We start from the raw sequence: 22,285 nt of genomic DNA, 5'->3' as shown, positions 1-22,285 counted from the left end.
GAGGTCGGAATGCACGTTTTCGGCGTGAACCATCGGCCTCTGCGCTTCGTGATGAAACTGTGACCAAGCATTGTGTAACAGTTCACCGCGATTGGCCGTGGCCTGTCGGACGTATGCCTTACGCTGCAAGTAAGTATCGGGGAACTGGGGTCCTCGAATCGATTCGAATCACTCGGGAGTAGGGGGAGAGCACATGCCACAGCTGTTACCTCTCCGTCTGCGTGATACGGTCGCGCGCCGCGCGGCCGCGCAGGTAGACCCCAGTGGCGCGGACGGCACGGAGCCCGTGGCGCGTCCCGCAACGATCGGGCGCGGTGCTGACGCACGCTCCGCTGCTCGCGCCGCGGTCGCGGCCGGAATGACCGAGTCCGGCGCCATCGAGTCCGGTGCCATCGAGCCGGGCACGCCGGAGGAGGTCCTCACCGAGTCGATCGGTGTCGAGACCGCCGCGATGCCCGCTCTCGACCCGGAGCTGGAACGAACCGGCCCGCTCTCGATCATCGCTCCCCGTCGCATCGGCGAGAGCGACCTCGCGGTGTTTCCGCTGTCGCTGGGCGCGAGCGTCTTCGGCTGGACGGCGGACGGCGACACTTCGCTGCGCATCCTGGACCGTTTCGCCCGCCTCGGCGGCAACTTCATCGACACGGCGGACAGCTACGTCGGCGGCCGAAGTGAGGTGCTCATCGGCAACTGGATGCGCGAGCGCCGCAACCGCGACCAGGTCGTCGTCGCCACCAAGGTGGGCCGTCATCACGAGAATCCGGGCCTCGGCTCCGTCAGCATCGTGCGCGCCGTCGAGGCGTCGCTGGAGCGACTGCAGACCGACCACATCGACCTGCTCTACTTCCACGACGACGACCCTGAGGTCCCCCTGGAGGACAGCCTGGCGACCGTCGAGTGGCTGATCGAGACCGGCAAGGTCCGCTACCTCGCCGCCTCCAACTTCAGCGCGGACAGGCTCATCGAGGCGCGCATCCTGTCGTCGACCGGTCTGCCCAAGTTCATCGCCGTGCAGACCCAGTACAACCTGATGCACCGCACGGAGTTCGAGAGCGCCCTTCGTATCGTGGCGGCGGCGCAGGGTCTCGCTGTCATCCCGTACTACGCGCTCGCGAACGGCTTCCTCACCGGCAAGTACCGCAGCAAGGGCGACCTCAACGCGGACGCCCGCAGCATCCGTGCCGCGGCCTACGTCAACCGCAAGGGGCAGCGCGTCCTCGCCGCCCTCGACCGCATCGCAGCCGAGCAGGAGGTCACGCCGGCGAGCGTCGCCATCGCTTGGCTGCAGGCCAAGCGCAACGTGGTCGCTCCCGTCGCGTCCGCGAGCCGCCCCGAGCAGGTGGATGCGCTGATGGTCTCAGCGGGCATCCGCCTTACCCGAGCAAACATGCTCGAACTCGACCGCGTCTCCGAGTAGCGCCGTCGAGCGTCCTCCGTCCGGCAGGAGTCTCCGCCGGATCGGCGAGCACTCTCCGTTCGGCAGGAGTTTCCGGCGGAGTGTGCCGGCCGCGTTCTCCGTTCGGAAAGGGCGCCGCGACCCCGACGCTCCGCCGCTCCGCCCCTACGCCCCTACGCCTCCGCGAGGATGCGGTCGAGCGAGCGGTGCAGCGCGGCGCCAGCGGCGATCGGGTCGCCGACGTAGCCGCCCGCCAGGGCGCCGTCGCGCGCCAGGATGAGGTCGTCGGCGGCGTCGCCGGGCCGGGGGTGGCCGATGTCGCGGAACAGCTCCTCGATGCGGCGGGCGTACCAGTCGCGGTGGGTGCTCACCGCGACGCGCACCGGGTGCGTCTCGTCGGCGAACTGGGCGGCTGCGTTGATGAACGGGTCGCCGTGGAAGCCGGGGCGCACGGCTTCGAGGTTGATCGAGTCGACAAGTGCCTTGGCGATCGCCCTGGGGTCGTTGCCCTGGCGTTCCTGGTCGTCGAACCAGTCGCGCACCTGCTTGTCGCGACCCTCGACGTAGGCGATGATCAGGAGATCCTTCGAGCGGTAGTGCTTGTAGAACGTCGCCTTCGTGACGCGCGCACCCGCGATGATCCGGTCGACACCCACCGTGTGGATGCCTTCCTGATAGAAGAGCTCGTCGGCCGTCGCAAGGATCTTGACCTTCGACGGCGCGGGCGGCCGGATGGTCGCTCGGGCACTAACGACCATCCGGCACGACTCCTTCACTGCAGGGGACGGTCGGGTCCGTCCTCTTGGTTTCGCGTCGGCGTAGGGACCCGCCGATGCGTTGGTTTGACCAGTATAGCAGTAGACAGACCAGTCTGTTTGTCCTCATTTCGCACCCAGGGTTTTCATAGGGTCTGGCGTAGGGTGGAAGGGATGAACAGCGCAGTCGACCTCCCGCTCGGTCTGGCCGACCTCTCTTTCGCCGCATCCGGTGACGCGCTGGTCAGGCGGACCGTCCTTCCGAGCGGCGTGCGCATCCTGAGCGAACAGGTTCCTGGCGCCCGCAGCGCCACCCTCGGCTACTGGGTCGCCGTCGGCTCCCGCGATGAAGCGGATGCGATCCCCGCCGAGCCTGCCACCCCGGCGCGCGCAAGCGTTCCCGCCGCTCCCGCGACTCCCGCCGTCCCGTCCAGCTTCGGTTCCACCCACTTCCTCGAACACCTCCTGTTCAAGGGCACCCCGACGCGCACCGCGCTGGACATCGCCATCTCGTTCGACTCGGTCGGCGGAGAGCACAACGCGATGACGGCCAAGGAGTACACCTGCTACTACGCCAAGGTGCAGGACCGCGATCTTCCGATGGCGGTCGAGGTCATCGCCGACATGCTCACCTCGTCGCTGCTCGACGCTGTCGAGTTCGAGAACGAGCGCGGCGTGATCCTCGAAGAGCTGTCGATGGCCGAGGACGACCCGGCCGACGTCGCCAACGAGCGGTTCTTCGAGGCCGTGCTCGGCGCGCATCCACTCGGTCGTCCCATCGGCGGAAGCCCGCAGACCATCCGCGAGGCGACCAGGGATGCGGTGCTCGCCCACTACCGGGCCAACTACCGCCCGCAAGACCTGGTCATCACCGCCGCAGGCGCCGTCGACCACGACCTCCTCGTCTCCGGTGTCGAGCGGGCCCTCGTTGCGGCCGGCTGGGATCTGAGCGTCGAGGCGCCCCCGGTGCCGCGGCGCGCATCCACGGCTGTCGCCATCGAGCGCGGGGCCTCGGTCGTCACCGTCCAGCGGCCGACGGAGCAGGCCAACCTGCTGATCGGCGTGCCTGGCATCGTCGCCACCGACGAACGCCGCACCACGATGGGCGTGCTGAACTCGATCCTCGGCGGCGGGATGTCGTCCAGGCTGTTCCAGGAGGTGCGCGAGAAGCGCGGCCTGGCATACGCCGTCTACTCGTTCTCCGGCGCGTACTCCGACGCCGGGATCTTCGGCCTCTACGCGGGATGCGCTCCCGCCAAGGCCACGCAGGTCGCCGAGCTGATGCTCGGCGAGCTGCACCGCCTCGCTGACGGCGGCGTCACCCCGGACGAGATGCGCCGCGCTGTCGGCCAGCTCTCCGGCGGCGCGGCCCTCGCGCTCGAGGACTCCGACACCAGGATGTCCAGGCTCGGTCGAGCCGAGATCAGCCTGGGGGAGTTCTCCGACCTCGACGAGAGTCTCCGGCGCTTGCACCTCGTCACCGCCGACGATGTGCAGAGCCTCGCCACCGATCTGGCGAGCAGACCGGTCTCCGTCTCCGCGGTGGGGAGCGTGACCGACGACATGTTCGCCGGACTCGCCCCCTGACCCAGCTTCGCCCGTCACACCTGAAAGGCCATCACGGTGCCCCACTATCTTTACCTCGTCCGCCACGGCGAGCAGCAGGATGCAGAACACGGTCTGCCAGACGGACCCCTCTCCCCGCGCGGCAAACGTCAAGCGCAGCTCGTCGCGGAACGGCTGAGCGGGGTGCCGTTCACGGGCATGTACCACTCGCCGCTGAACCGTGCGGCGGAGACCGCGGCGATCATGGCCGAGCGGATGCCGGCGCTGACGCCGGAGCCGTCGAGCCTGCTGTTCGACTGCATCCCGTCCGGGCCGACGCCGGACATGCCGAGGGCGTTCGAGTCGTTCTTCGGCAACGTCACGGACGCGGAGATCGAGGCGGGACGCGCGCAGATGGACGACGCGGTCGGCGAGTTCCTCACCCCGGCCATCGGCGATAGGCACGACCTGCTCGTCACGCACAACTTCGTGATCGGCTGGTTCGTGCGGCACGTCTTCGACGCTCCGTCGTGGCGCTGGCTGGGACTCAACCAGGCCAACTGCGGTCTCACGATCATCCGGGTGCGCTCCGCCAAGCCACCGGTGCTCGTCGTCCACAACGACCTCGGGCACCTCCCCGTCGAGCTGCGCACCGGCCTGCCAGAGCTGCAGCCGGTCTAGCGGCCGCGCGCCCGGTCAGAGCAGCTTGCGGAACCAGTCGGTCGCGTTCGGGTTGTCGTTGTACGGCTGGATGTTGTCGTAGCCGTGCGAGCGGTACAGGCCGCCGGCCGCCTCCAAGCTCGCGTTGGTGTCGAGCACGACCTCCGTCGCTCCGAAGCCGCGCGCCCGATGCTCCAGCTCGGACAGGATCGCCCGCCCCAGCCCGCGCCCGCGATGCGTGGGCGACACCCACAGGTGCTTGATCTCGTAGCGCACCACCGGCAATTCCGGATCGACGTCGGCGAGGGGGACGCGCAGCTCCCGGATGCCGCCGCAGCCGGCTTCGCCGTCCTCGTCGTACGCCAGCAGGAACACCCCCGCCGGAGCCACGAACTGGCTGGGATCGGGGAAGGTGGTGCGGTATGCGCCCTGCGACGCGGGGAACGAGGCCGCCCGCTCCGCGAAGTAGTCGCTCAGCATCCGGTGGGCGGTCGCGTCCGTGACGGCGACATCAGCAAAAGACACCATCGACCCAGCGTAGTTCGCCCCCGCGCATCCCGGAGTTCTCCCGGCTGCGCGGCGGGTAGATTGGTCGGGTGACTATTCGCGTAGCCGTCGCTGGGGCGACCGGAAAACTGGGCAGCGTCGCCGTGCGGCTGATCGAGCAGGCGGACGACCTCGAGCTCGTCGCTCGCCTCGACTCGCGTTCTCCGCTGGAGGACATGCTCGTCGCAGACGTGCTCGTCGACATGACCCTGCCGGCAGTGAGCCCCGGCATCGTCGCGTTCGCGGTCGACAACGGGCTGCACGTCCTCGTCGGGACGTCGGGATGGTCGGCCGACCGCATCCTGGACCTGGAGCGTCGCGTCGCAGCGCACGAGGGAACGGGCGCCGTGGTCATCCCCAACTTCTCGCTGGGCTCCGCGCTCGGCACGGCGTTCGCGACCGTCGCCGCGCGCTTCTTCGACTCCATCGAGATCATCGAGGCCCACGGTGCAGGCAAGGTCGACTCGCCGTCCGGCACGGCTGTGCGCACCGCGGAGCTGATCGGCGCCGCCCGCGCGGAGAGAGGGCCAGTGGATGCGCCGCACACCGACCAGCGCGCCCGCGGCCAGCAGGTGGCGAGCGTCCCCATCCACAGTCTCCGGATGCGCGGGGTCGTCGCACAGCAGCAGGTGATCTTCGGAGGCGCGGGGGAGACCCTCACGATCCGGCACGACACGATCGGCTCCGAGTCGTACGAGGCGGGCATCCTCCTCGCGATCCGTGCGGCGGCGTCGGCAACGGGGGTGACGGTCGGCCTCGACAAGCTGGTCGACCTCGGCATCGCAGAACCCGACGGAGAGCCGCCGCGGCCGACCGTGCGCGAGACGGCGTAGCCGCCGTGCGGAACCGTATCGCCGCGATCGTGATGGCCGCGATCCTGGTCATCTACCTGGTCCTGGTCTTCCAGCGCGCGATCATGCTAATCGCGACGGGCGAAGGCATCGCCATCGCAATGGGGATCGCCCTGCTCGCCCTGCCGCTGGTGGCCGCGTGGGCGATCGGCCGCGAGCTGCTGTTCGGCGCGCGCACCGAGAAGCTGGTGAAGATCCTGGATGCGGAGGGCGGGCTTCCCGTCGAAGACCTCCCCGTGCGCGCCAGCGGCCGTCCCCTCCGTGACGCGGCCGACGAGGAGTTCCCGCGCTACAAGGCCGAGGTCGAGGCGGAGCCGGAGAGCTGGCGCGCCTGGTTCCGGCTGGGCCTCGCGTACGACGCCTCCGGCGACCGCAGGCGGGCGCGCTCTGCGCTGCGCGAGTCGATCCGCCTGTACCGCACGCAGCAGCGCGCGGCGGCGTAGCTAGCGCCTCGCGACCAGCCGGTCCATCGCATCCCGCACGGTCGGCGTGGAGAACACGAAGCCGTCGTCGAGCAGCTTCTGCGGAACCACCTTCTGGCTGGCCAGAAGCAGTTCGCGCCCCGCGTCGCCGAGCGCGAGCGTGATCGCCTTCTCCGGCAGCGGGAATCCGTACGGTCGGCGCAGGGCCGCCGCGAGCGAGCGGAGCACCGTGTCGGCCGTCGCGGGGGTTGGTCCTGCGACGTTCACCGGTCCACGCAGCGTGGAGCCGAGCAGGTGCACGATCGCCGCTGCCTCGTCGTGCAGGCTCACCCACGGCCAGTGCTGGCCGCCGCCCGCGATCGGGCCGAGCAGCCCGAGCTTCCCCGCCGGTAAAAGCGGTTTCATCGCGCCACCGCGCCCGATGACCACGCCCGTCCGCAGCGTGACCACACGGGTCTTCTCCGGGGCCAGGTGCGCTGCGGACTCCCACGCCTCGACGACGTCCGGCAGGAACCCCGTTCCCCTGATCGCCGTCTCGGTGAGCTTCTGCCCGGGCCTGTCGCCGTAGAACCCGACCGCCGATCCGCTCAGGAACACGGCGGGCGGAGACGCAGCCATCCGCATCGCGTCGGTCAGCGTGTGCGTCGCCTCCAGGCGCGAGGCCAGGATGGTGCGCTTCCACCCCGGTGTCCACGGCAGACGGCTGAGGGAGGCGCCGGACAGGTTGACGACAGCATCCACCCGGTCCATCAGCGTGAAGTCGATGATGCGGGCGGACGGTGCCCAGTTGTATTCGTTCGCGGCTTTCGGCGTGCCACGGACGAGTCTCAGCACCTCATGGCCGCCCGCCGTCAACTGCGAGGCGACCTCGGTGCCGATCATGCCGGAGGCGCCCGCGATGAGCACCTTCATGCGCTAGGCCAGGGTGGCTTCGATGGTGATCGGGATGCCGACCAGCGCGCGAGAGACGGGGCAGCCGCTCTTCGCCTCGTCCGCGAGGCGGGCGAAGTCCTCCTGCGAGAGACCTGGCACCGTCGCCTGGACGACCAGGTGGCTGCCGGTGATGCCTTCTGCAGGGTCGAAGGTCACGTGCGCGGTGACCTCGATGCGCTCTGGCGTGGTGCCGAAGCCGCTGAGCGCGTTCGAGAACGCCATGGAGAAGCACGCGGAGTGCGCGGCTCCGAGCAGCTCCTCCGGCGTGGTGACCTCACGGGAGCCCTGCGAGCGGGCGGCCCAGGTGACGGGGAACTGCGCGGAGTGGGACGAGTCGAGGGTGACCTCGCCCGAGCCGGATTTGAGGTCGCCTGTCCAGACCGTTGTCGATTCGCTCGTGACTGCCATGGTGGTCCTCCTCGTCGTTCCCCCCGCACGTTCCGCGGGCGGTTCGACCAGCCTAATAGGGCGGTCCGACACCGCGGAGGAGCGTACGGCGGATTCCCTGGTATGCGCTCAGGCGGTCACGGCTCTTCGTTCAGGCGGCTGCCGCCGCGCTCCTCCTGATCAGCCCGGCACGCACCAGGAGCAGGTAGATCTGGCAGCCGAGGCAGTAGCCGAACACCGAGTTGAGGAACGCGGCGACGAACGCGAGACCAGCGGCGATCGGGAGCACATACGGCACACCGACGAGGTGCAGGAGCAGGCCGAGCCCGGTCACGAAGAGCCCGACGCCCTGGGCGAAGGTCGGGGGAGCGGCATCCTCCAGTTCGGCCGGAGGGGCGAGCCTCGGACGCACCAACGCGCGGAACAGTGCGCCGTACGGGTGGCGCTTGATTCCCGCGAACGCGCCCCAGGCGAAGAGCAGCGCGATCACCAGGAGGAGCCAGAACGCCGCCGTCGTCGCGCCGACGAGACCGAGGAAGACGTCGATCAGCAGCAGGACGGCGGTGATGCCGGCCCCGAAGCGCGGAGAGCGCGGGTCGATCCCGGCGCGGGAGGACGTGCCGGTGGTGGCGGGTGTGGCATCAGGCTGAGACATGGTCGCTCCCTGCGATGGTGTCGATGGTCGAGCGCACCTCGTCGGCGCGGGCGACGCCGCCGATGCGTGCGCGGATCGTGCCGGACGGGTCGAGCACGAGCGTTGTGGGGGTCTGCAGCACGCCGAAGCGTTTGGCGAGGTCGGGCCGGTGGGTGAGGTCCACATCCACGTGCGCCACGCCGGGTCGTTCGTCGGCGATGCCACCGAGGATGCGCGCGGTCGAGCGGCACGGGGCGCAGTACTCGGTGGAGAACTGGAGGAGCGTGACGGTGCTGCCGAACGCCGGGGCGCCGACCTCGGCCGGCGTGACGACCTCTGCGTCGCGCGAGCGCCCTGCCGAGCGCACGCGGCCGGTCGTCCGGCGCCAGACGATGCCGGCCGCCGTCGCGACCGCGACGAGCGCGACGATGACGGATGCCGCAGCCAAGGCGTTCATGGTCGCCGACGTTACGCCCGCTGCGGCACGGGATGCGGTGTGTGACGACAGATGACGCGCCGGCCTGTGCAGAACGCGAACTGTCCACAGATCCGCAGAGGGGGAGAGCGCCCGGAGCGACCGACCCGATAACCTTGAGCCATGTCGAACTCCTCCAATCCGTTCGGTCAGGTGCTGGTCGCCCTGGTCACCCCGTTCACCGCCGATGGCGAAGTCGACTGGGCCGGCGTGGAGAAGCACATCGACGACGTGATCACGGCGGGTGCAGACGGCATCGTCGTCACGGGAACGACGGGGGAGACCTCCACGCTCACCGACCACGAGAAGCTGCGGCTGGTCGAGGTCGGCAAAGACGTCGCGGCGGGCCGCGCCAAGATCATCACGGGCGGTGGCTCGAACGAGACGGCGCACGCCATCCAGCTCTACCAGCAGAGCGAGAAGGCCGGGGCGGACGGTGTGATGATCGTCACGCCTTATTACAACAAGCCGACGCAGGCGGGCATCCTCACCCACTTCCGGCTGATCGCGGACTCCACCGATCTTCCGGTGATCCTCTACGACATCCCCGGTCGCACCGGCGTCCCGATCAAGTACGAGACCATCCTCCGCATCGCCAAGCATCCCAACGTGCGCGCCATCAAAGACGCGAAGGGCGACTTCAGCGAGGTGAGCCGTGTGCTCAACCAGACCGATCTGCTCTACTTCTCCGGCGACGACGCCAACGTGCTCCCGCACCTGGCGATCGGCGCCACGGGGCTCATCGGCGTCACGGCCAACATCGCCGCTCGGCCGTACCGCCAGATCGTGGATGCGGTCAACGCGGGCGACCTCGCCACGGCGACCGCCGCGCACCAGAAGCTCGAACCTCTCGTCCGTGCCGTCATGACGCACGTGCCAGGCACGGTGGCGGCCAAGTACATCCTGCACGGCCTCGGCCGCATCTCCAGTCCGCGCGTGCGCCTGCCGCTCGTCGGTCCGGAGGAGTGGGAGGCCGCCCAGATCGAAGACGAGCTCGACCTCGTCAAAGACATCCCCGGTGTCGACTTCTCCAACTTCCGGCCGGATCGCAACGCCGCAGCAGGCGGTGCTCTGCCCCGAATCGCCGGAACAACTCGCTAGGCCGTGCCACTGTACGGCTCGAACCACCACAGGCGCCCAGCGCCAGTATCTGTTTAGGAGGGCATATGCCCAACCTCGTCTCCGACCCGCCCGCGCTCGAACCGGGCACCCTCAGGATCATCCCCACCGGCGGCCTGGGGGAGATCGGCCGCAACATGACCGTCTTCGAATACGAGGGCAAGCTCCTCATCGTCGACTGCGGCGTGCTCTTCCCCGAAGAGAACCAGCCGGGGGTCGACCTGATCCTGCCCGACTTCCAGCCGGTCCGCGACCGTCTCGACGACATCGTCGGCGTCGTCCTCACCCACGGGCACGAAGACCACATCGGCGCCGTGCCGTATCTCTTGAAGCTGCGCAGGGACATCCCGCTGATCGGCTCGGGACTCACGCTCGCGCTGGTCGAGGCGAAGCTCAAAGAGCACCGCATCCAGCCGTACAGCCTCACTGTCAAGGAGGGGCAGGTCGAGCAGCTCGGCCCGTTCTCGCTGGAGTTCGTCGCCGTCAACCACTCGATCCCGGATGCGCTTGCCGTCGCCATCACCACCCCGGCCGGGGTCGTGCTGCACACGGGCGACTTCAAGATGGACCAGCTCCCGCTGGACGACCGCCTCACCGACCTGCGCGCGTTCGCCAGGCTCGGTGAGAAGGGCGTCGACCTGTTCCTCGCCGACTCCACGAACGCGGACGTCCCCGGCTTCACGCCGCTCGAGCGCTCCATCGGCCCCGTGCTCGACAATGTCATCGCCCGGGCGCCCCGCCGCGTGATCGTGGCCAGCTTCTCCAGTCACGTCCACCGCGTGCAGCAGGTGCTCGACGCCGCCGCGGCCAACGGGCGCCGCGTCGCGCTCCTCGGCCGCTCGATGGTGCGCAACATGGGCATCGCCGCCGACCTCGGATACCTCAAGGTGCCGGACGGCGTTCTGATCGACTACAAGAAGGCGGCAGACCTCCCGGACGACGAGATCGTCTACATGTCCACGGGATCGCAGGGCGAGCCGATGGCGGTGCTCGCGCGCATGGCCAACCTCGACCACCAGATCGAGGTCGGGCAGGGAGACACGGTCATCCTGGCGTCCAGCCTCATCCCCGGCAACGAGAACGCCGTCTACCGCGTGATCGACGGCCTCACCAAGCTCGGTGCCAACGTCGTGCACAAGGGCAACGCCAAGGTGCACGTCTCCGGCCACGCAGCGGCGGGCGAACTGCTCTACTGCTACAACATCCTGAAGCCGAAGAACGTCATGCCCGTTCACGGCGAGTACCGGCACCTGGTCGCCAACGCGCGTCTCGCGATGGACACCGGTGTGCCGGAGCAGAACACCATCCTCGCCGAGGACGGCACGGTCATCGATCTCCGCGACGGCGTCGCGCGCATCGTCGGTCAGCTCGACCTCGGCTTCGTCTACGTGGACGGCTCGAGCGTCGGCGAGATCACGGATGCGGACCTCAAGGACCGCCGCATCCTCGGTGAAGAAGGCTTCATCTCGATCATCGTCGTCGTCGAGGCGGCGACCGGACGCATCGTCACCGGGCCGGAAATCCACGCCCGCGGTTTCGCCGAGGACGACGCGGTGTTCGACGCGGTCAAGCCGAAGATCGCCTCCGCGCTCGCCGAGGCCGCCCACAACGGCGTCCGCGACTCGCACGCGCTGTCGCAGGTCGTGCGACGCACGGTCGGCCGCTGGGTGAACACGAGCTATCGTCGTCGTCCGATGATCGTTCCGCTCGTCATCGAGGCATGACACACTAGCCGAGGACATACCGGGGGGCCGGTTTGCCTCGTCCGCGCTGCGGACGGGCCGGATTCAGCAGAAAGCAGGAACAGTGGGGGTAACGCGACGATGGGTCTTTCCCATCATCCGTCTGGTTCTGGTCGCCGTCGTGGCGGCGGCGCTCGTCAAACTGGCGTTCTTCGGCGACGGTCCGTCGACGTCCGATCCGCTCCAGCCGACCGCTGAGCTCAGCGATCCGACGGTCGCGGTGCAGACCGGAACGATCGTCAACGACGTGACCGTGAGCGGCTCCATCGTCGCCGACCCCGCTGCGCCCGTCCGGGCAACGGCGGCGGGCGTCGTCGACGAGGTCCAGGTCGCCGTCGGCGCCGCGGTCGAGGCGGGAGCGACGCTCTACGACATCAAGGTGGAGACGCCGCGCGACCCGGTCGAGACGACCGGACCGGACGGCCTGCCGGTCGTCACGCAGCCGAAACCCGCCGTGAGCTATGTCGAGGTCACCGCGCCGATCGGCGGCATCGTCTCCGCCCTTCCGGTCATCCCCGGCCAGTCCGTCGCGGTGGGCGAGGCGACGGGCGGTATCGCGCCTCCGACGTTCTCTGCGTCTGCGTCGCTGCCCTCTGCGCAGCAGTACCGCCTCCTCAACCGGCCGACGGAGGCCGTCGTCACGATCAAGAACGGTCCGGCGCCGTTCACCTGCACCGGACTCAGCATCACGACGCCGGCGGCCACGGCGGATGCGCCGCAGGCTCCGTCCTCCGGCGGAGATCAGCAGGGCGGGGGAGCTTCCGCCGGGTCGACCACGACCGTCCGCTGCGCCATCCCAGCCGGGGTCACCGTCTTCGCGGGTCTGGCCGCCGACCTCACCATGTCCGGCGGTCGTGCCGAAGGGGTGCTGACCGTGCCGACCACGGCGATCAAGGGCACGGCGGAGAAGGGCATCGTCTACCTGCCGGACCCGAAGGGCGGCGATCCCAAGGAGGTCGCCGTGACCCTCGGGCTCACCGACGGCAAGACCGTCGAGGTACGTGGAGGGGTGAAGGAGGGGGACACCATCCTCGAATTCGTCCCAGGCGCACCGATGCCGGATGAGAACGGCTGCATCACAGGGCCGGACGGCTCGATGTCCTGCGCGTCGGTCGGCTCGTGAGCCTGCTGCGGCTCGAGGGTGTGACCAAGACCGTCGACATTCCGGATGCGGACCCGCTGACCATCCTGGACGGCGTCGACCTCGTGGTCGAGCACGGCGAGCGCGCCTCCATCGTCGGACGATCCGGCTCGGGCAAGTCCACGCTGCTCAACATCCTCGGCCTGCTCGACGCCCCGACCTCCGGGGTCTTCGAGTTCGACGGCCGACCCGTCGCTCGGCTCCGCTCCGGAGCCCGCGACCGGCAGCGTGGTGCTGACGTCGGCTTCATCTTCCAGCAGTTCAATCTGCTCTCCGGGCGCACGGCTCTGGAGAACGTGATGACTCCTCTGCTCTACGCGAGCGGACGCCGGTTCTGGCGGCGGCGGGCGATCGCCGCCGAGATCCTCGACAAGGTCGGGCTCGGGCACCGTATGGACACCATGCCGGAGAAGCTGTCCGGTGGGGAGCAACAACGCGTCGCCATCGCCAGGGCGCTCGTCCGAGAGCCGCGGCTCATCCTCGCCGACGAGCCGACCGGCGCGCTGGACGTGGAGACAGGCACCTCGGTGATGGGCCTGCTCGACAGTGTTGCGACCGACTACGGAGCTGCGCTCGTCACCATCACGCACGATCCGGCCATCGCCGCCCTCGCGGACGAACGCCATCGGCTGGACGGCGGCAGACTGCATCCCCTCGGCTCCGCACAGGACGTCGCGGCATGAGGGCGGTCGAGTCGGTCTGGGGTGCGATCGTCGAGGCCTGGCAGGAGGTGCGCATCCACCGGGTGCGCGTTCTCCTCTCGCTCATCGGCGTCGCGGTCGCGGTGTGCGCGCTCAGCTCCGTGGTCGGGCTGGCCAACATCGCGCAGCAGGGGATGACCGAGTCCAACGAGCGCTACGGCGGCAGGCCGGCGTTGCTCTCGGTGACGGCGTCGTACGCTCCTGACGGCACGCCGATGCCGGCGGGCGGACTCCCGGAAGCGTGGGCCGGCGTGGTCGAGCGCCACAAGATCGAATACACGTCGTCGGTGCGACAGGGCGGGATGCGCGTGCAGTTCCGCGGCGGGGTCGCCGAGGTCAGCACGACCGCCGTCGATCAGCCGTATGCGGCGATGCACCGCATCCGCGTCGCGCATGGCTCGTGGTTCACCAAGGAGGACGCCGACCGGCTCGCACCGGCCATCGTGGTCAACGGCGACTTCTGGCGCAAGCTCGGCTCTCCGTCGCTCGCCTCGCATCCCACCGCACGGGTGACCAGCGGCGATGGTGAGGTCACGGCGGTCGTCGTCGGTGTGCTCCGCACGTCGGGATACGACGACATGGCGCCGACCGCGTTCGTCCTCAGCTCCGCCGCGCCCCAGCTGATGTCGATCGACTATTCGGGAGGTGCACCCGCGAACCTCGAGGCGTGGGTACCGCCCGAGCTGGCCGACCCGCTCACCGCAACGATCCGCGCGGAGCTCGATCAGGCGCTCGGAGCAGGGGCCACGAGCGTCAATCGACAGGACTACCTCGCAGCCGGCGACGACCCCCTCGCGTTCTTCAAGCTGGTCGTCGGCGGAATCGCGGTGCTCGTGCTGCTGCTCGGTGCGCTCGGACTGGTCAATATCGCCCTGGTCACGGTGCGTCATCGCATCCGGGAGATCGGGGTGCGCCGGAGCTTCGGTGCGACAGCCGGCCGCGTGTTCTTCGCGGTGATGATGGAGAGCGTTGTCGCGACGGTCGTCGCCGGCGCGGCGGGGGTGGGGCTGTCGATCCTGATCGTGAAGAGCCCGTGGCTGGAGCAGCTGATCGGTCAGGGCATGGTGTCTGACTTCCCGCCGTTCCCGGTCGAGGCCGCCGTGATCGGTATGGTCGCCGCGACCGCTGTCGGAGCGCTCGCCGGGCTGCTTCCCGCGCTCGTCGCCGTGCGGGTCAAGGTCATCGACGCCATCCGGTACTGAGCATCGGTCGCCGCGACCTCGGTTTCGTAACCTCGCCGTTACACGTCTCCGGGTAGCGTTCGTGCATGACAGCATTCCGGATCAGGGCGGCGACCGGCGATGACGCGCGCTTCCTCGCGGACATGCTCGTCGAGGCGTCCAACTGGAATCCCGTCCGTGCGCGTCCACGGGTCGCCGTGCTGGAAGACCCGAAGGTGTCCAGGTACGTCAGCGGGTGGATGCGCCCTGGCGACTTCGGCTCCGTCGCCGTCGATACCCGCGACGTTCCCGTCGGTGCGTGCTGGGGCAGGCTGTTCCCCGCGAACGCGCCGGGGTACGGGTTCGTCGCGGTCGGTGTGCCCGAGCTCACTCTCGGCGTGAACACCCAGTGGCGCGCCCGCGGCGTCGGGAGGGCTCTGCTGCAGGCGGTCGCCAAGCAGGCGGGCGCCGCCGGGCACAACCGGCTCAGCCTGAGTGTGGAGCGCGCGAACTTCGCCCAGCGCCTCTACGTCAGCGAGGGGTACATCACCGTCGAGTCCGGCGCAGACTCGGACACCATGGTGCGGGCGGTGCATTGACCCCGTTCTCGCGATTTCTTCACAGCGCGGCCGTGTAACGGATTTTCCACAATCCGCGCGCGGTAACCGGCCGATGACACGGGTGCGAAGTACCGTGGACCCTATGGCTACGAGCACCAAGTCGACATCGCGCGCGCGGAACTCCTCCGGCCGCGGCGGCTCGACCGCGCGCAAGCCGGCGGCGAAGACCGCGGCCCAGAAGACGGTCGCATACCCGACCGCCGACGCGGGGCCGAACCCGCTGGTCCGCGCCTGGATGGGCCTGGCCCACCTCACCGGCGCCGCCTTCCGTGCTCTCGGGCCGGAGAAGCTCGCCAAGGAGGAGCGCCGCGACGGGTTCCCGTTCTTCCTCGTGCTGCTCGCTGTCGCCGGCGCCGTGGTCGAGTGGTTCCTGATCAACGACGATGTCGCCCGCACTCTGGATGCGTGGACCTTCGGTGGGCTGTTCGGCCGTGTGGCGTTCGCGCTCCCGGTCATCATGGTCCTGTTCGCCGCGTGGCTGTTCCGGCACCCGAGCTCCGTCCACGACAACACGCGCATCGGCATCGGCCTGAGCATTCTGCTGCTCACCATCTCTGGGCTGTGCCACCTGTTCAGTTCGCACCCGCAGCCGAGCGACGGCATGGCGAAGCTCGCAGGGGCCGGCGGTGTGCTCGGCTGGTTGCTCGCCGCGCCGCTCGCCGCCCTGATCACCCCGTACGGCGCCGCCGCCGTGATCATCGTGCTGCTCATCCTCAGCATCTTCATCATCACCAAGACGCCGCCGAACAAGGTGGGCGTCCGGGTCCGCGAGCTCTACGCCTATCTTTTCGGTGCGCAGCTCCCCACCGAGGAGGAACGGCAGGCCGCCAAGGAGGCGAAAACCCAGCAGGTCGAACTCGACGGCGTGGACGACGAGGCCGAGCCGGAAGCAAACCTGCCCTGGTGGCGCAGGAACAAGTCCGGCCGCGAGGAGGACCCGGCGTTCGACACCCCCGTCGTCGACGACAGCATCACAGAGGTGTTCGGCGACAGGTCGAAGAAGGGCAAGGGCGAGTTCGCCACGGCGCTGGAGCCCGATCCGGCGAGCGACCACTACAACACTGAGGTCCTCAGCGAGCTCGCGCTCGCGGAGGATGCCGTCAAGCGGTTCACGGGGGAGATCCCGCCGGCCGCGGGGATTCCCGGAGTGCCTGCCGCTCCCGCCGTGCCCGCCGTCCTCCCCGGATTCGTCCCGGACGCCCACGGAGCCGGCGCGGACGACTTCGACGAGACAGTTGCCATCCCGTCCGTCTCCGAGCCGGCAGCGCCTTACCACCTGCCGTCCGCCGGAATGCTGTCCGCCGGCACCCCGGCCAAGACCAGGTCGAGCGCCAACGACGATATCGTCGCCGCGATCACCGAGGTGCTCACCCAGTTCGGCGTGGATGCGAAGGTCACCGGATACTCGCGAGGGCCGACCGTCACGCAGTACGAGATCGAGCTCGGTCCCGGCGTGAAGGTCGAGCGCGTCACGGCCCTCAGCAAGAACCTGTCGTACGCCGTCGCGAGCAACGAGGTGCGCATCCTCTCGCCGATCCCCGGCAAGAGTGCGATCGGCATCGAGATCCCCAACTCGGACCGCGAGATCGTCTCCCTGGGCGACGTGCTGCGCTCCGGGGCGGCGACCAAGAGCACGCATCCGATGACGATCGGCGTCGGCAAGGACGTCGGCGGCGGCTACGTCGTCGCCAACCTGGCCAAGATGCCCCACCTCCTGGTCGCCGGCTCCACAGGGTCGGGAAAGTCCAGCTTCGTCAACTCGATGATCACCAGCCTGCTGATGCGGGCCAAGCCGTCCGACGTGCGCATGGTGCTGATCGACCCGAAGCGCGTCGAGCTCACCATCTACGGCGGCGTCCCGCACCTCATCACGCCCATCATCACGAACCCCAAGAAGGCGGCGGAAGCGCTGCAGTGGGTGGTCAAAGAGATGGACATGCGCTACGACGATCTGGCCAGCTTCGGCTTCCGCCACATCGACGACTTCAACAAGGCCGTCGTCAACAACGAGATCGTGCTCCCCGCCGGCAGTGAGCGCACGCTCAAGCCGTACCCGTACCTCCTGGTGGTCGTGGACGAGCTCGCCGACCTGATGATGGTCGCCCCGCGCGACGTCGAGGACTCGATCGTCCGCATCACGCAGCTCGCCCGCGCATCCGGAATCCACCTCGTGCTCGCGACGCAGCGTCCATCCGTGGATGTGGTCACCGGCCTCATCAAGGCGAACGTTCCGTCGCGACTCGCCTTCGCTGTCACGAGCGTCACCGACTCCCGCGTCATCCTCGACCAGCCGGGTGCCGACAAGCTCATCGGCCAGGGCGACGCCCTGTTCCTGCCGATGGGCGCCTCCAAGGCGATCAGGGTGCAAGGCGCCTGGGTGAACGAGGCGGAGATCCAGAAGGTCGTCGAGCACGTCACGCGCCAGGCGCGGCCGGAGTACCGTCAGGACGTCGCGGCAGCGGCGGAGAAGAAGCAGATCGACTCCGACATCGGCGACGATCTCGAACTCCTGCTCGCCGCGGCCGAACTGGTCGTGTCGACGCAGTTCGGTTCGACATCGATGCTTCAGCGCAAACTGCGCGTCGGGTTCGCCAAGGCAGGTCGCCTGATGGACCTGCTCGAGTCGCGCGAGATCGTCGGCCCGTCCGAAGGGTCGAAGGCCAGGGATGTGCTCGCCACGGTCGAGCAGCTGCCCGCCGTGCTCGCGACGCTGCGCGGCGAGGATTCGCCTGCCGGAGGCGCCGGTCCCGCCGGTGGCGGTGCCGGTTCAAGCGCGGCAGGCGCCGGGGGCGCATCCACCGTCGCCGCCGGAGCTGCCGCAGCCGAGGACGACGACCCGTACGGAGGCGACCCTGTCGCGCGGATGACCGAGGGTTATCCTGAGGTGGACGGCGACTCGGACGAGGACGCCTGGCAGCTGACCGACAGGGAGTAGACCACATGTCGGTGCATGACACCCCTCCGCCGGCCTCGGCGAAGGGCACGCCCCAACGCGCGAGCAACTGGAACGTGCCCAACATCATCACGGTGGTGCGCATCCTGCTGGCGCCGCTGTTCGTGTGGATGCTGCTCGCCGACGCGGGCGACGACGGCTGGCTTCGCTGGGCGGCCGCCGTGCTCTTCGTGATCGCCATCGCGACGGACGGCGTCGACGGTGCCATCGCCAGGCGCAACAACCTCGTCACCGAGCTGGGCAAACTGCTCGACCCGATCGCCGACAAGGTGCTCACCGGGGGAGCGCTCGTCGCCCTGTCGATCCTGGGTGAACTGCCATGGTGGGTCACCATCGTGATCCTCGTGCGCGAGATCGGCATCACCGTGTACCGCTTCGTCGTCATCAGGCAGGGCGTGATCGCGGCGTCGCGCGGCGGCAAGATCAAGACCATCGTGCAGTCGGTCGCCATCAGCCTCGCCCTCTTCCCGCTCTGGACCCTGTTCGGCGACTGGGTGTACTGGGTCAACGGCATCGTGATGACGGCCGCGGTGATTCTCACGGTCGTGACCGGTGTCGACTACCTCTGGCAGGCGTGGAAGGGGCGGAGGGCCAAGCGTGCCGTCTCCTGACGACCTCAGCGCGCGCCTCATCCCGTTCCTGGCAGAGCGCGGGCTGACCGTCGCCGCGGCAGAATCGTTGACCGGCGGTGAACTCACCGCCGAGCTGACGCGCGTCGGAGGGGCGTCCGCCGTCGTGCTCGGCGGCGTCGTCGTGTACGCCACGGAGCTGAAGCACACCATCGTCGGGGTGGATGCGGACCTGCTCGCCGCCGAAGGCCCCGTGCATCCCGAGGTCGCCAGGCAGCTGGCCTCCGGGGTGCGGGATGCGCTTGCCGTCTCCGGGCGGGCAGCAGACATCGGTCTCGCCACCACCGGGGTCGCCGGACCGGACCAGCAGGGCGGCCGGCCGGTGGGGACCGTGTTCGTCGGGATATCGACACCGGCAGGCACGCGGGCCGTCGAACTCGCGCTCTCCGGAACGCGCGCCGAAATCCGCCGGCAGGTGGTCGAACGCGTGCTCGCCGAGCTGGCGGCCGAGGTCGGTCTCGACCGCGCATGACGGCCGGGAATACCTGCTGTTACGGTCTCGTTACACCTGCTGCATTCACAAGAAAAGCCCAGTCGTCGCCGATATCGTTGAGCCTCATAAGATGCGCTAGTGTTGGCATCCGTTTAAGGTCCGATTCGTCGGCAGGGTAGAAGAAGGAGGCTCCGAATGATTCTTGTACGTCAGGAAATCGGCGACGTGCTCAGGGACTTCCGCCTGCAAAAGGGCCGTACGCTCCGACAGGTGGCCAGCAAGGCGAGTGTCGCCCTCGGCTACCTCAGCGAGGTGGAGCGAGGTCAGAAGGAAGCTTCGTCCGAGATTCTCGCCTCGGTCGCAGAAGCGCTTGACACCCCGATCTCGGTCATCATGCGCGAGGTCGGTGACCGTCTCGCCGTGCTGGAGGGGATCGAGCCCATCATCCCCGACACCGTCCCCGACGAGTTCGTCTCGGCGATGGACGCGGATCTGGTCGCACGCTGACACAGACGCACCAGAGAACGCCCCGGGAGACCGGGGCGTTCTTCGTTTCCCCCGGCGACCGGTGCCGGTGCTGACCCGTAGGGTGGTTTCATGAAGTTGAGTGAGTTCCAGCGCGCGATCCTCGACGAGTTCGGCTCGACGTACGGACAGGCGCTCACCACGGACCTCGTGCTCGGCGAGCTCGGCAACCGCACGGCGCAGCAGGCGCTGGCGGCGGGCATCGCGCCTCGCGAGGTGTGGATCGCGCTCTGCCGCGAGACAGGCGTTCCGCAGTCGCACTGGTACGGCGCGGGCAAACCGGCTCCGAAGCGCTGACGCGACACGCCGCGTTCGAAAGTCTCGAAGATATGTTCGGATGTCGTTAGACTTCTCCACAACGGCAATCGAAGACGGGTTGTCCACAATTTCGCGTGGTCAACGCCGAGTGTCGGACGTCCCCCGTACAGTCGATCTCGTTAGCGAAGCCGAGAAGGAGAACCGCACATGCCATCACCCGCAGACCGCGAAAAGGCGCTCGAGACCGCGCTTGCGCAGATCGACCGCCAGTTCGGAAAAGGCTCGGTCATGCGACTGGGCAGCGACGAGCGCGCTCCCGTCGAGGTCGTCCCCACCGGCTCCATCGCACTGGATGTGGCGCTCGGCATCGGAGGACTCCCGCGCGGCCGCATCGTCGAGATCTATGGTCCGGAGTCGTCGGGTAAGACCACTCTGACCCTGCACGCCATCGCGAATGCGCAGCGCGCCGGCGGCATCGCCGCCTTCATCGACGCCGAGCACGCGCTCGACCCCGAGTACGCCCGCAAGCTCGGCGTGGACATCGACGCCCTCCTCGTGTCTCAGCCGGACACTGGTGAGCAGGCGCTCGAGATCGCTGACATGCTGGTGCGAAGCGGTTCGATCGACCTCATCGTCATCGACTCCGTGGCGGCGCTCGTGCCCCGTGCCGAGATCGAGGGCGAGATGGGCGACTCCCACGTCGGCCTCCAGGCGCGACTCATGTCGCAGGCGCTTCGCAAGCTCACCGGTGGTCTCAACCAGACCAACACCACGATGATCTTCATCAACCAGCTCCGCGAGAAGATCGGTGTCTTCTTCGGAAGCCCCGAGACGACGGCCGGTGGCAAGGCGCTCAAGTTCTACGCGTCGGTTCGACTCGATATCCGCCGCATCGAGACGCTGAAGGACGGAGCGGAAGCCGTCGGTAACCGCACCCGCGTCAAGGTCGTCAAGAACAAGATGGCTCCGCCGTTCAAGCAGGCGGAGTTCGACATCCTCTACGGCGTCGGCATCTCCCGCGAGGGCAGCCTGATCGACTTCGGCGTCGAGCACGCCATCGTCAAGAAGTCGGGCGCCTGGTACACCTACGAGGGCGACCAGCTCGGCCAGGGCAAAGAGAACTCGCGCAACTTCCTGATCAACAACCCCGACATCGCGCTCGATATCGAGAACAAGATCAAGATCAAGCTCGGAATCGTCGCCGACCCGAACGCGGTCGCCGAGGCGCCCGACAACGTCGGATCGCTGGAGGCGAAGCTGCAGGCGAAGAAGGGCGCGTAGCGTCCTGCTCGCTCGGTGCGGCTGGTGACAGCGATGCGCGGCGTTCGTTCGCTGGGCGGGTTCCGCTGTAGAGGTTGCGACGTACGGGTGGTGCTGAGCAGGCGGTGCTGAGCAGGTGCCGCCGATCCAGTTCGGTCTAGGCGAGAAGAACGAGGAGTGACCCGTGGTCGTGCGATTTCCCTCTGAGTCGGAGTCCGGCGCGGGCCGTGAGGCCGGTGACGGCGGTGCCGGCGATGGTCTGGTGGGCGACGGCATCGTCGGTCAAGGCGCCGTCGACCGAGCCGATCCTGCGGAGCGGCTCGCTCCTGTGACGTTCTTGCCGCGGTCTCGTGGAGCGGACCATCCGTCGCGGCGGGGGAGTGAGGCGGAATCGAGCGGAGCAGACACGGCGTCCGTGCGGCCGGTCGTCGCCTTCCCCTTCACTCGCACGGCGGACGGCGGAGCGAGCATCGGCGACGATGCTGGCGATGCCGGCGACGCCGACGACGCTCTCGCGGAGCGCAAGCGAACCACGGCACGGTGGTCGAAGGCGTTCCTCGAAGAGTCGGGAGCCGAGGCCGGCCGGAAAGACTCTGCAGCGGCGGCCGACACGTTTGAACGGTCGGACGGCGGCGGCGAGAGGCAGGTGAAGCGCGCGTCGTCCGTGTCGATCCACCAGCTCGCGCGGCGCGGCATGTCGCGCTGGGAGTTGGAGCAGGTGCTCGCCAAGCGTGAGATCGAGCCGGCCGTCGCCCAGGCGGAGCTCGATCGGCTGGAGAGTGTCGGCCTGCTCGACGATGCGGCCCTCGCTGTCACGCTCGTCTACACGCAGCACACCCGTAAAGGTCTCGGACGCTCGGCGATCGCCCAGGAGCTGAACAGGCGCCACATCGCGCCGGAGCTCATCGAGGAAGCACTCGCGGAGATCGCCGACGACGACGAACTCGAACGCGCCACGGAGCTGGCGATGAAACGCGTCGGCCAGCTGTCCAGCTACGACGACGAAACGGCGAAGCGCCGTCTCCACGGGTTCCTCGCGCGCAAGGGATACAGCTCGTCCGTCGTGCGGCAGGCGATGGATGCGGCCCTCGCCACCAGGGGCCGTCGCAGCGGAGTGCGCTTCGAGTAGGCGCAGTTCGG

The 22,285-nt window shown here is 68.8% G+C and carries 24 protein-coding genes; 18 read left to right on the top strand and 6 right to left on the bottom strand.

Features of this window, described 5'->3' with window-relative positions; all coding sequences use genetic code 11:
* Nucleotides 1–286: 286 nt before the first annotated feature.
* On the top strand, nucleotides 287–1,417 hold the full coding sequence (locus tag ACIRCZ_RS06190; RefSeq protein WP_235500494.1) for an aldo/keto reductase: 1,131 nt from the start codon (nucleotides 287–289) through the stop codon (nucleotides 1,415–1,417).
* A gap of 152 nt (nucleotides 1,418–1,569) precedes the next feature.
* Here ACIRCZ_RS06190 and ACIRCZ_RS06185 read toward each other — a convergent pair whose 3' ends face one another.
* Nucleotides 1,570–2,154 (bottom strand): TetR/AcrR family transcriptional regulator, encoded by a 585-nt coding sequence (locus ACIRCZ_RS06185; protein WP_055895745.1) that lies wholly within the window; start codon nucleotides 2,152–2,154, stop codon nucleotides 1,570–1,572.
* Between the two features lie 171 nt (nucleotides 2,155–2,325).
* On the opposite strand from ACIRCZ_RS06185, the gene ACIRCZ_RS06180 reads away from it, so the two are divergent.
* Together ACIRCZ_RS06180 and ACIRCZ_RS06175 are read left to right on the top strand one after the other, a co-directional pair.
* A complete protein-coding gene (locus ACIRCZ_RS06180) occupies nucleotides 2,326–3,738 on the top strand; it encodes a M16 family metallopeptidase (protein ID WP_402850712.1) in 1,413 nt (470 codons plus the stop codon).
* A gap of 36 nt (nucleotides 3,739–3,774) precedes the next feature.
* Nucleotides 3,775–4,377 (top strand): histidine phosphatase family protein, encoded by a 603-nt coding sequence (locus ACIRCZ_RS06175; protein WP_055895751.1) that lies wholly within the window; start codon nucleotides 3,775–3,777, stop codon nucleotides 4,375–4,377.
* Between the two features lie 15 nt (nucleotides 4,378–4,392).
* On the opposite strand, the gene ACIRCZ_RS06170 is transcribed toward ACIRCZ_RS06175, so the two are convergent.
* Nucleotides 4,393–4,884: a GNAT family N-acetyltransferase gene (locus ACIRCZ_RS06170; RefSeq protein WP_055895753.1), complete on the bottom strand. Its 492-nt coding sequence runs from the start codon at nucleotides 4,882–4,884 to the stop codon at nucleotides 4,393–4,395.
* A 68-nt stretch (nucleotides 4,885–4,952) separates the two neighbouring features.
* On the opposite strand from ACIRCZ_RS06170, the gene dapB reads away from it, so the two are divergent.
* Both dapB and ACIRCZ_RS06160 read left to right on the top strand, forming a co-directional pair.
* Complete coding sequence (dapB, locus tag ACIRCZ_RS06165) at nucleotides 4,953–5,735, top strand: 4-hydroxy-tetrahydrodipicolinate reductase (protein WP_402850707.1); 783 nt, start codon at nucleotides 4,953–4,955, stop codon at nucleotides 5,733–5,735.
* A 5-nt stretch (nucleotides 5,736–5,740) separates the two neighbouring features.
* Complete coding sequence (locus tag ACIRCZ_RS06160; RefSeq protein WP_402850704.1) at nucleotides 5,741–6,196, top strand: hypothetical protein; 456 nt, start codon at nucleotides 5,741–5,743, stop codon at nucleotides 6,194–6,196.
* On the opposite strand, the gene ACIRCZ_RS06155 is transcribed toward ACIRCZ_RS06160, so the two are convergent.
* From ACIRCZ_RS06155 to ACIRCZ_RS06140, 4 genes are all read right to left on the bottom strand, one after another.
* Nucleotides 6,197–7,087, bottom strand: a complete 891-nt coding sequence (locus ACIRCZ_RS06155) for a TIGR01777 family oxidoreductase (protein ID WP_402850701.1) — start codon at nucleotides 7,085–7,087, stop codon at nucleotides 6,197–6,199.
* A gap of 3 nt (nucleotides 7,088–7,090) precedes the next feature.
* Nucleotides 7,091–7,516, bottom strand: coding sequence for an OsmC family peroxiredoxin (locus ACIRCZ_RS06150; RefSeq protein ID WP_402850698.1), 426 nt, complete (start codon nucleotides 7,514–7,516; stop codon nucleotides 7,091–7,093).
* A 130-nt stretch (nucleotides 7,517–7,646) separates the two neighbouring features.
* On the bottom strand, nucleotides 7,647–8,150 hold the full coding sequence (locus tag ACIRCZ_RS06145) for a DUF4395 domain-containing protein (RefSeq protein WP_402850695.1): 504 nt from the start codon (nucleotides 8,148–8,150) through the stop codon (nucleotides 7,647–7,649).
* Nucleotides 8,137–8,586 carry a thioredoxin family protein gene (locus tag ACIRCZ_RS06140; protein WP_055895764.1) on the bottom strand — a complete coding sequence of 150 codons (450 nt, stop codon included), beginning with the start codon at nucleotides 8,584–8,586 and terminating at the stop codon, nucleotides 8,137–8,139. Before ACIRCZ_RS06140 ends, ACIRCZ_RS06145 begins: the two co-directional genes overlap by 14 nt.
* A gap of 141 nt (nucleotides 8,587–8,727) precedes the next feature.
* Here ACIRCZ_RS06140 and dapA point away from each other — a divergent pair, with 141 nt between their 5' ends.
* The 13 genes from dapA to ACIRCZ_RS06075 all read left to right on the top strand — a co-directional run bounded on the left by dapA (nucleotide 8,728) and on the right by ACIRCZ_RS06075 (nucleotide 22,274).
* Entirely contained in the window at nucleotides 8,728–9,705 is a 978-nt protein-coding gene (gene dapA / locus ACIRCZ_RS06135) for a 4-hydroxy-tetrahydrodipicolinate synthase (protein WP_055895766.1), read from the top strand.
* Between the two features lie 65 nt (nucleotides 9,706–9,770).
* Nucleotides 9,771–11,447 (top strand): ribonuclease J, encoded by a 1,677-nt coding sequence (locus ACIRCZ_RS06130; RefSeq protein ID WP_402850690.1) that lies wholly within the window; start codon nucleotides 9,771–9,773, stop codon nucleotides 11,445–11,447.
* 82 nt (nucleotides 11,448–11,529) lie between these two features.
* Complete coding sequence (locus ACIRCZ_RS06125) at nucleotides 11,530–12,588, top strand: hypothetical protein (protein WP_162255979.1); 1,059 nt, start codon at nucleotides 11,530–11,532, stop codon at nucleotides 12,586–12,588.
* Complete coding sequence (locus tag ACIRCZ_RS06120) at nucleotides 12,585–13,289, top strand: ABC transporter ATP-binding protein (protein ID WP_055895774.1); 705 nt, start codon at nucleotides 12,585–12,587, stop codon at nucleotides 13,287–13,289. Before ACIRCZ_RS06125 ends, ACIRCZ_RS06120 begins: the two co-directional genes overlap by 4 nt.
* On the top strand, nucleotides 13,286–14,509 hold the full coding sequence (locus tag ACIRCZ_RS06115) for an ABC transporter permease (RefSeq protein WP_055895776.1): 1,224 nt from the start codon (nucleotides 13,286–13,288) through the stop codon (nucleotides 14,507–14,509). Before ACIRCZ_RS06120 ends, ACIRCZ_RS06115 begins: the two co-directional genes overlap by 4 nt.
* 65 nt (nucleotides 14,510–14,574) lie before the next feature.
* The gene (locus ACIRCZ_RS06110) at nucleotides 14,575–15,066 is read left to right on the top strand and encodes a GNAT family N-acetyltransferase (protein ID WP_055895779.1); all 492 of its coding nucleotides are present in this window, start codon (nucleotides 14,575–14,577) and stop codon (nucleotides 15,064–15,066) included.
* A gap of 103 nt (nucleotides 15,067–15,169) precedes the next feature.
* On the top strand, nucleotides 15,170–18,022 hold the full coding sequence (locus tag ACIRCZ_RS06105; protein ID WP_402850683.1) for a DNA translocase FtsK 4TM domain-containing protein: 2,853 nt from the start codon (nucleotides 15,170–15,172) through the stop codon (nucleotides 18,020–18,022).
* 5 nt (nucleotides 18,023–18,027) lie between these two features.
* On the top strand, nucleotides 18,028–18,651 hold the full coding sequence (gene pgsA / locus ACIRCZ_RS06100) for a CDP-diacylglycerol--glycerol-3-phosphate 3-phosphatidyltransferase (RefSeq protein ID WP_402850680.1): 624 nt from the start codon (nucleotides 18,028–18,030) through the stop codon (nucleotides 18,649–18,651).
* Nucleotides 18,638–19,141 (top strand): CinA family protein, encoded by a 504-nt coding sequence (locus tag ACIRCZ_RS06095; RefSeq protein ID WP_055895784.1) that lies wholly within the window; start codon nucleotides 18,638–18,640, stop codon nucleotides 19,139–19,141. Before pgsA ends, ACIRCZ_RS06095 begins: the two co-directional genes overlap by 14 nt.
* A 156-nt stretch (nucleotides 19,142–19,297) precedes the next feature.
* A complete protein-coding gene (locus ACIRCZ_RS06090; protein WP_055895785.1) occupies nucleotides 19,298–19,609 on the top strand; it encodes a helix-turn-helix domain-containing protein in 312 nt (103 codons plus the stop codon).
* A 90-nt stretch (nucleotides 19,610–19,699) separates the two neighbouring features.
* Entirely contained in the window at nucleotides 19,700–19,924 is a 225-nt protein-coding gene (locus tag ACIRCZ_RS06085; RefSeq protein ID WP_055895787.1) for a DUF3046 domain-containing protein, read from the top strand.
* A gap of 168 nt (nucleotides 19,925–20,092) precedes the next feature.
* Nucleotides 20,093–21,166 (top strand): recombinase RecA, encoded by a 1,074-nt coding sequence (gene recA / locus ACIRCZ_RS06080; RefSeq protein ID WP_055895789.1) that lies wholly within the window; start codon nucleotides 20,093–20,095, stop codon nucleotides 21,164–21,166.
* Nucleotides 21,167–21,335: 169 nt separating this feature from the next.
* On the top strand, nucleotides 21,336–22,274 hold the full coding sequence (locus ACIRCZ_RS06075; protein WP_402850673.1) for a regulatory protein RecX: 939 nt from the start codon (nucleotides 21,336–21,338) through the stop codon (nucleotides 22,272–22,274).
* The last annotated feature ends 11 nt before the right edge of the window (nucleotides 22,275–22,285 follow it).

Origin of the sequence: Leifsonia sp. NPDC102414 (genome assembly GCF_044765685.1) — a bacterium.
Taxonomy (GTDB): Bacteria; Actinomycetota; Actinomycetes; order Actinomycetales; family Microbacteriaceae; genus Leifsonia.
This window is presented reverse-complemented; position numbering and strand designations above follow the sequence as displayed.

Excerpts from the sequence above, each read along its gene's own strand:
- ACIRCZ_RS06155 (WP_402850701.1), bottom strand. The coding sequence starts at position 7,087 with ATGAAGGTGCTCATCGCGGGCGCCTCCGGCATGATCGGCACCGAGGTC.
- ACIRCZ_RS06110 (WP_055895779.1), top strand. The coding sequence starts at position 14,575 with ATGACAGCATTCCGGATCAGGGCGGCGACCGGCGATGACGCGCGCTTC.
- ACIRCZ_RS06170 (WP_055895753.1), bottom strand. The coding sequence starts at position 4,884 with ATGGTGTCTTTTGCTGATGTCGCCGTCACGGACGCGACCGCCCACCGG.
- ACIRCZ_RS06145 (WP_402850695.1), bottom strand. The coding sequence starts at position 8,150 with ATGTCTCAGCCTGATGCCACACCCGCCACCACCGGCACGTCCTCCCGC.
- ACIRCZ_RS06180 (WP_402850712.1), top strand. The coding sequence starts at position 2,326 with ATGAACAGCGCAGTCGACCTCCCGCTCGGTCTGGCCGACCTCTCTTTC.
- ACIRCZ_RS06085 (WP_055895787.1), top strand. The coding sequence starts at position 19,700 with ATGAAGTTGAGTGAGTTCCAGCGCGCGATCCTCGACGAGTTCGGCTCG.
- recA (WP_055895789.1), top strand. The coding sequence starts at position 20,093 with ATGCCATCACCCGCAGACCGCGAAAAGGCGCTCGAGACCGCGCTTGCG.
- ACIRCZ_RS06140 (WP_055895764.1), bottom strand. The coding sequence starts at position 8,586 with ATGAACGCCTTGGCTGCGGCATCCGTCATCGTCGCGCTCGTCGCGGTC.
- ACIRCZ_RS06150 (WP_402850698.1), bottom strand. The coding sequence starts at position 7,516 with ATGGCAGTCACGAGCGAATCGACAACGGTCTGGACAGGCGACCTCAAA.
- ACIRCZ_RS06090 (WP_055895785.1), top strand. The coding sequence starts at position 19,298 with ATGATTCTTGTACGTCAGGAAATCGGCGACGTGCTCAGGGACTTCCGC.
- ACIRCZ_RS06185 (WP_055895745.1), bottom strand. The coding sequence starts at position 2,154 with ATGGTCGTTAGTGCCCGAGCGACCATCCGGCCGCCCGCGCCGTCGAAG.
- ACIRCZ_RS06130 (WP_402850690.1), top strand. The coding sequence starts at position 9,771 with ATGCCCAACCTCGTCTCCGACCCGCCCGCGCTCGAACCGGGCACCCTC.
- pgsA (WP_402850680.1), top strand. The coding sequence starts at position 18,028 with ATGTCGGTGCATGACACCCCTCCGCCGGCCTCGGCGAAGGGCACGCCC.
- ACIRCZ_RS06115 (WP_055895776.1), top strand. The coding sequence starts at position 13,286 with ATGAGGGCGGTCGAGTCGGTCTGGGGTGCGATCGTCGAGGCCTGGCAG.
- ACIRCZ_RS06105 (WP_402850683.1), top strand. The coding sequence starts at position 15,170 with ATGGCTACGAGCACCAAGTCGACATCGCGCGCGCGGAACTCCTCCGGC.
- dapA (WP_055895766.1), top strand. The coding sequence starts at position 8,728 with ATGTCGAACTCCTCCAATCCGTTCGGTCAGGTGCTGGTCGCCCTGGTC.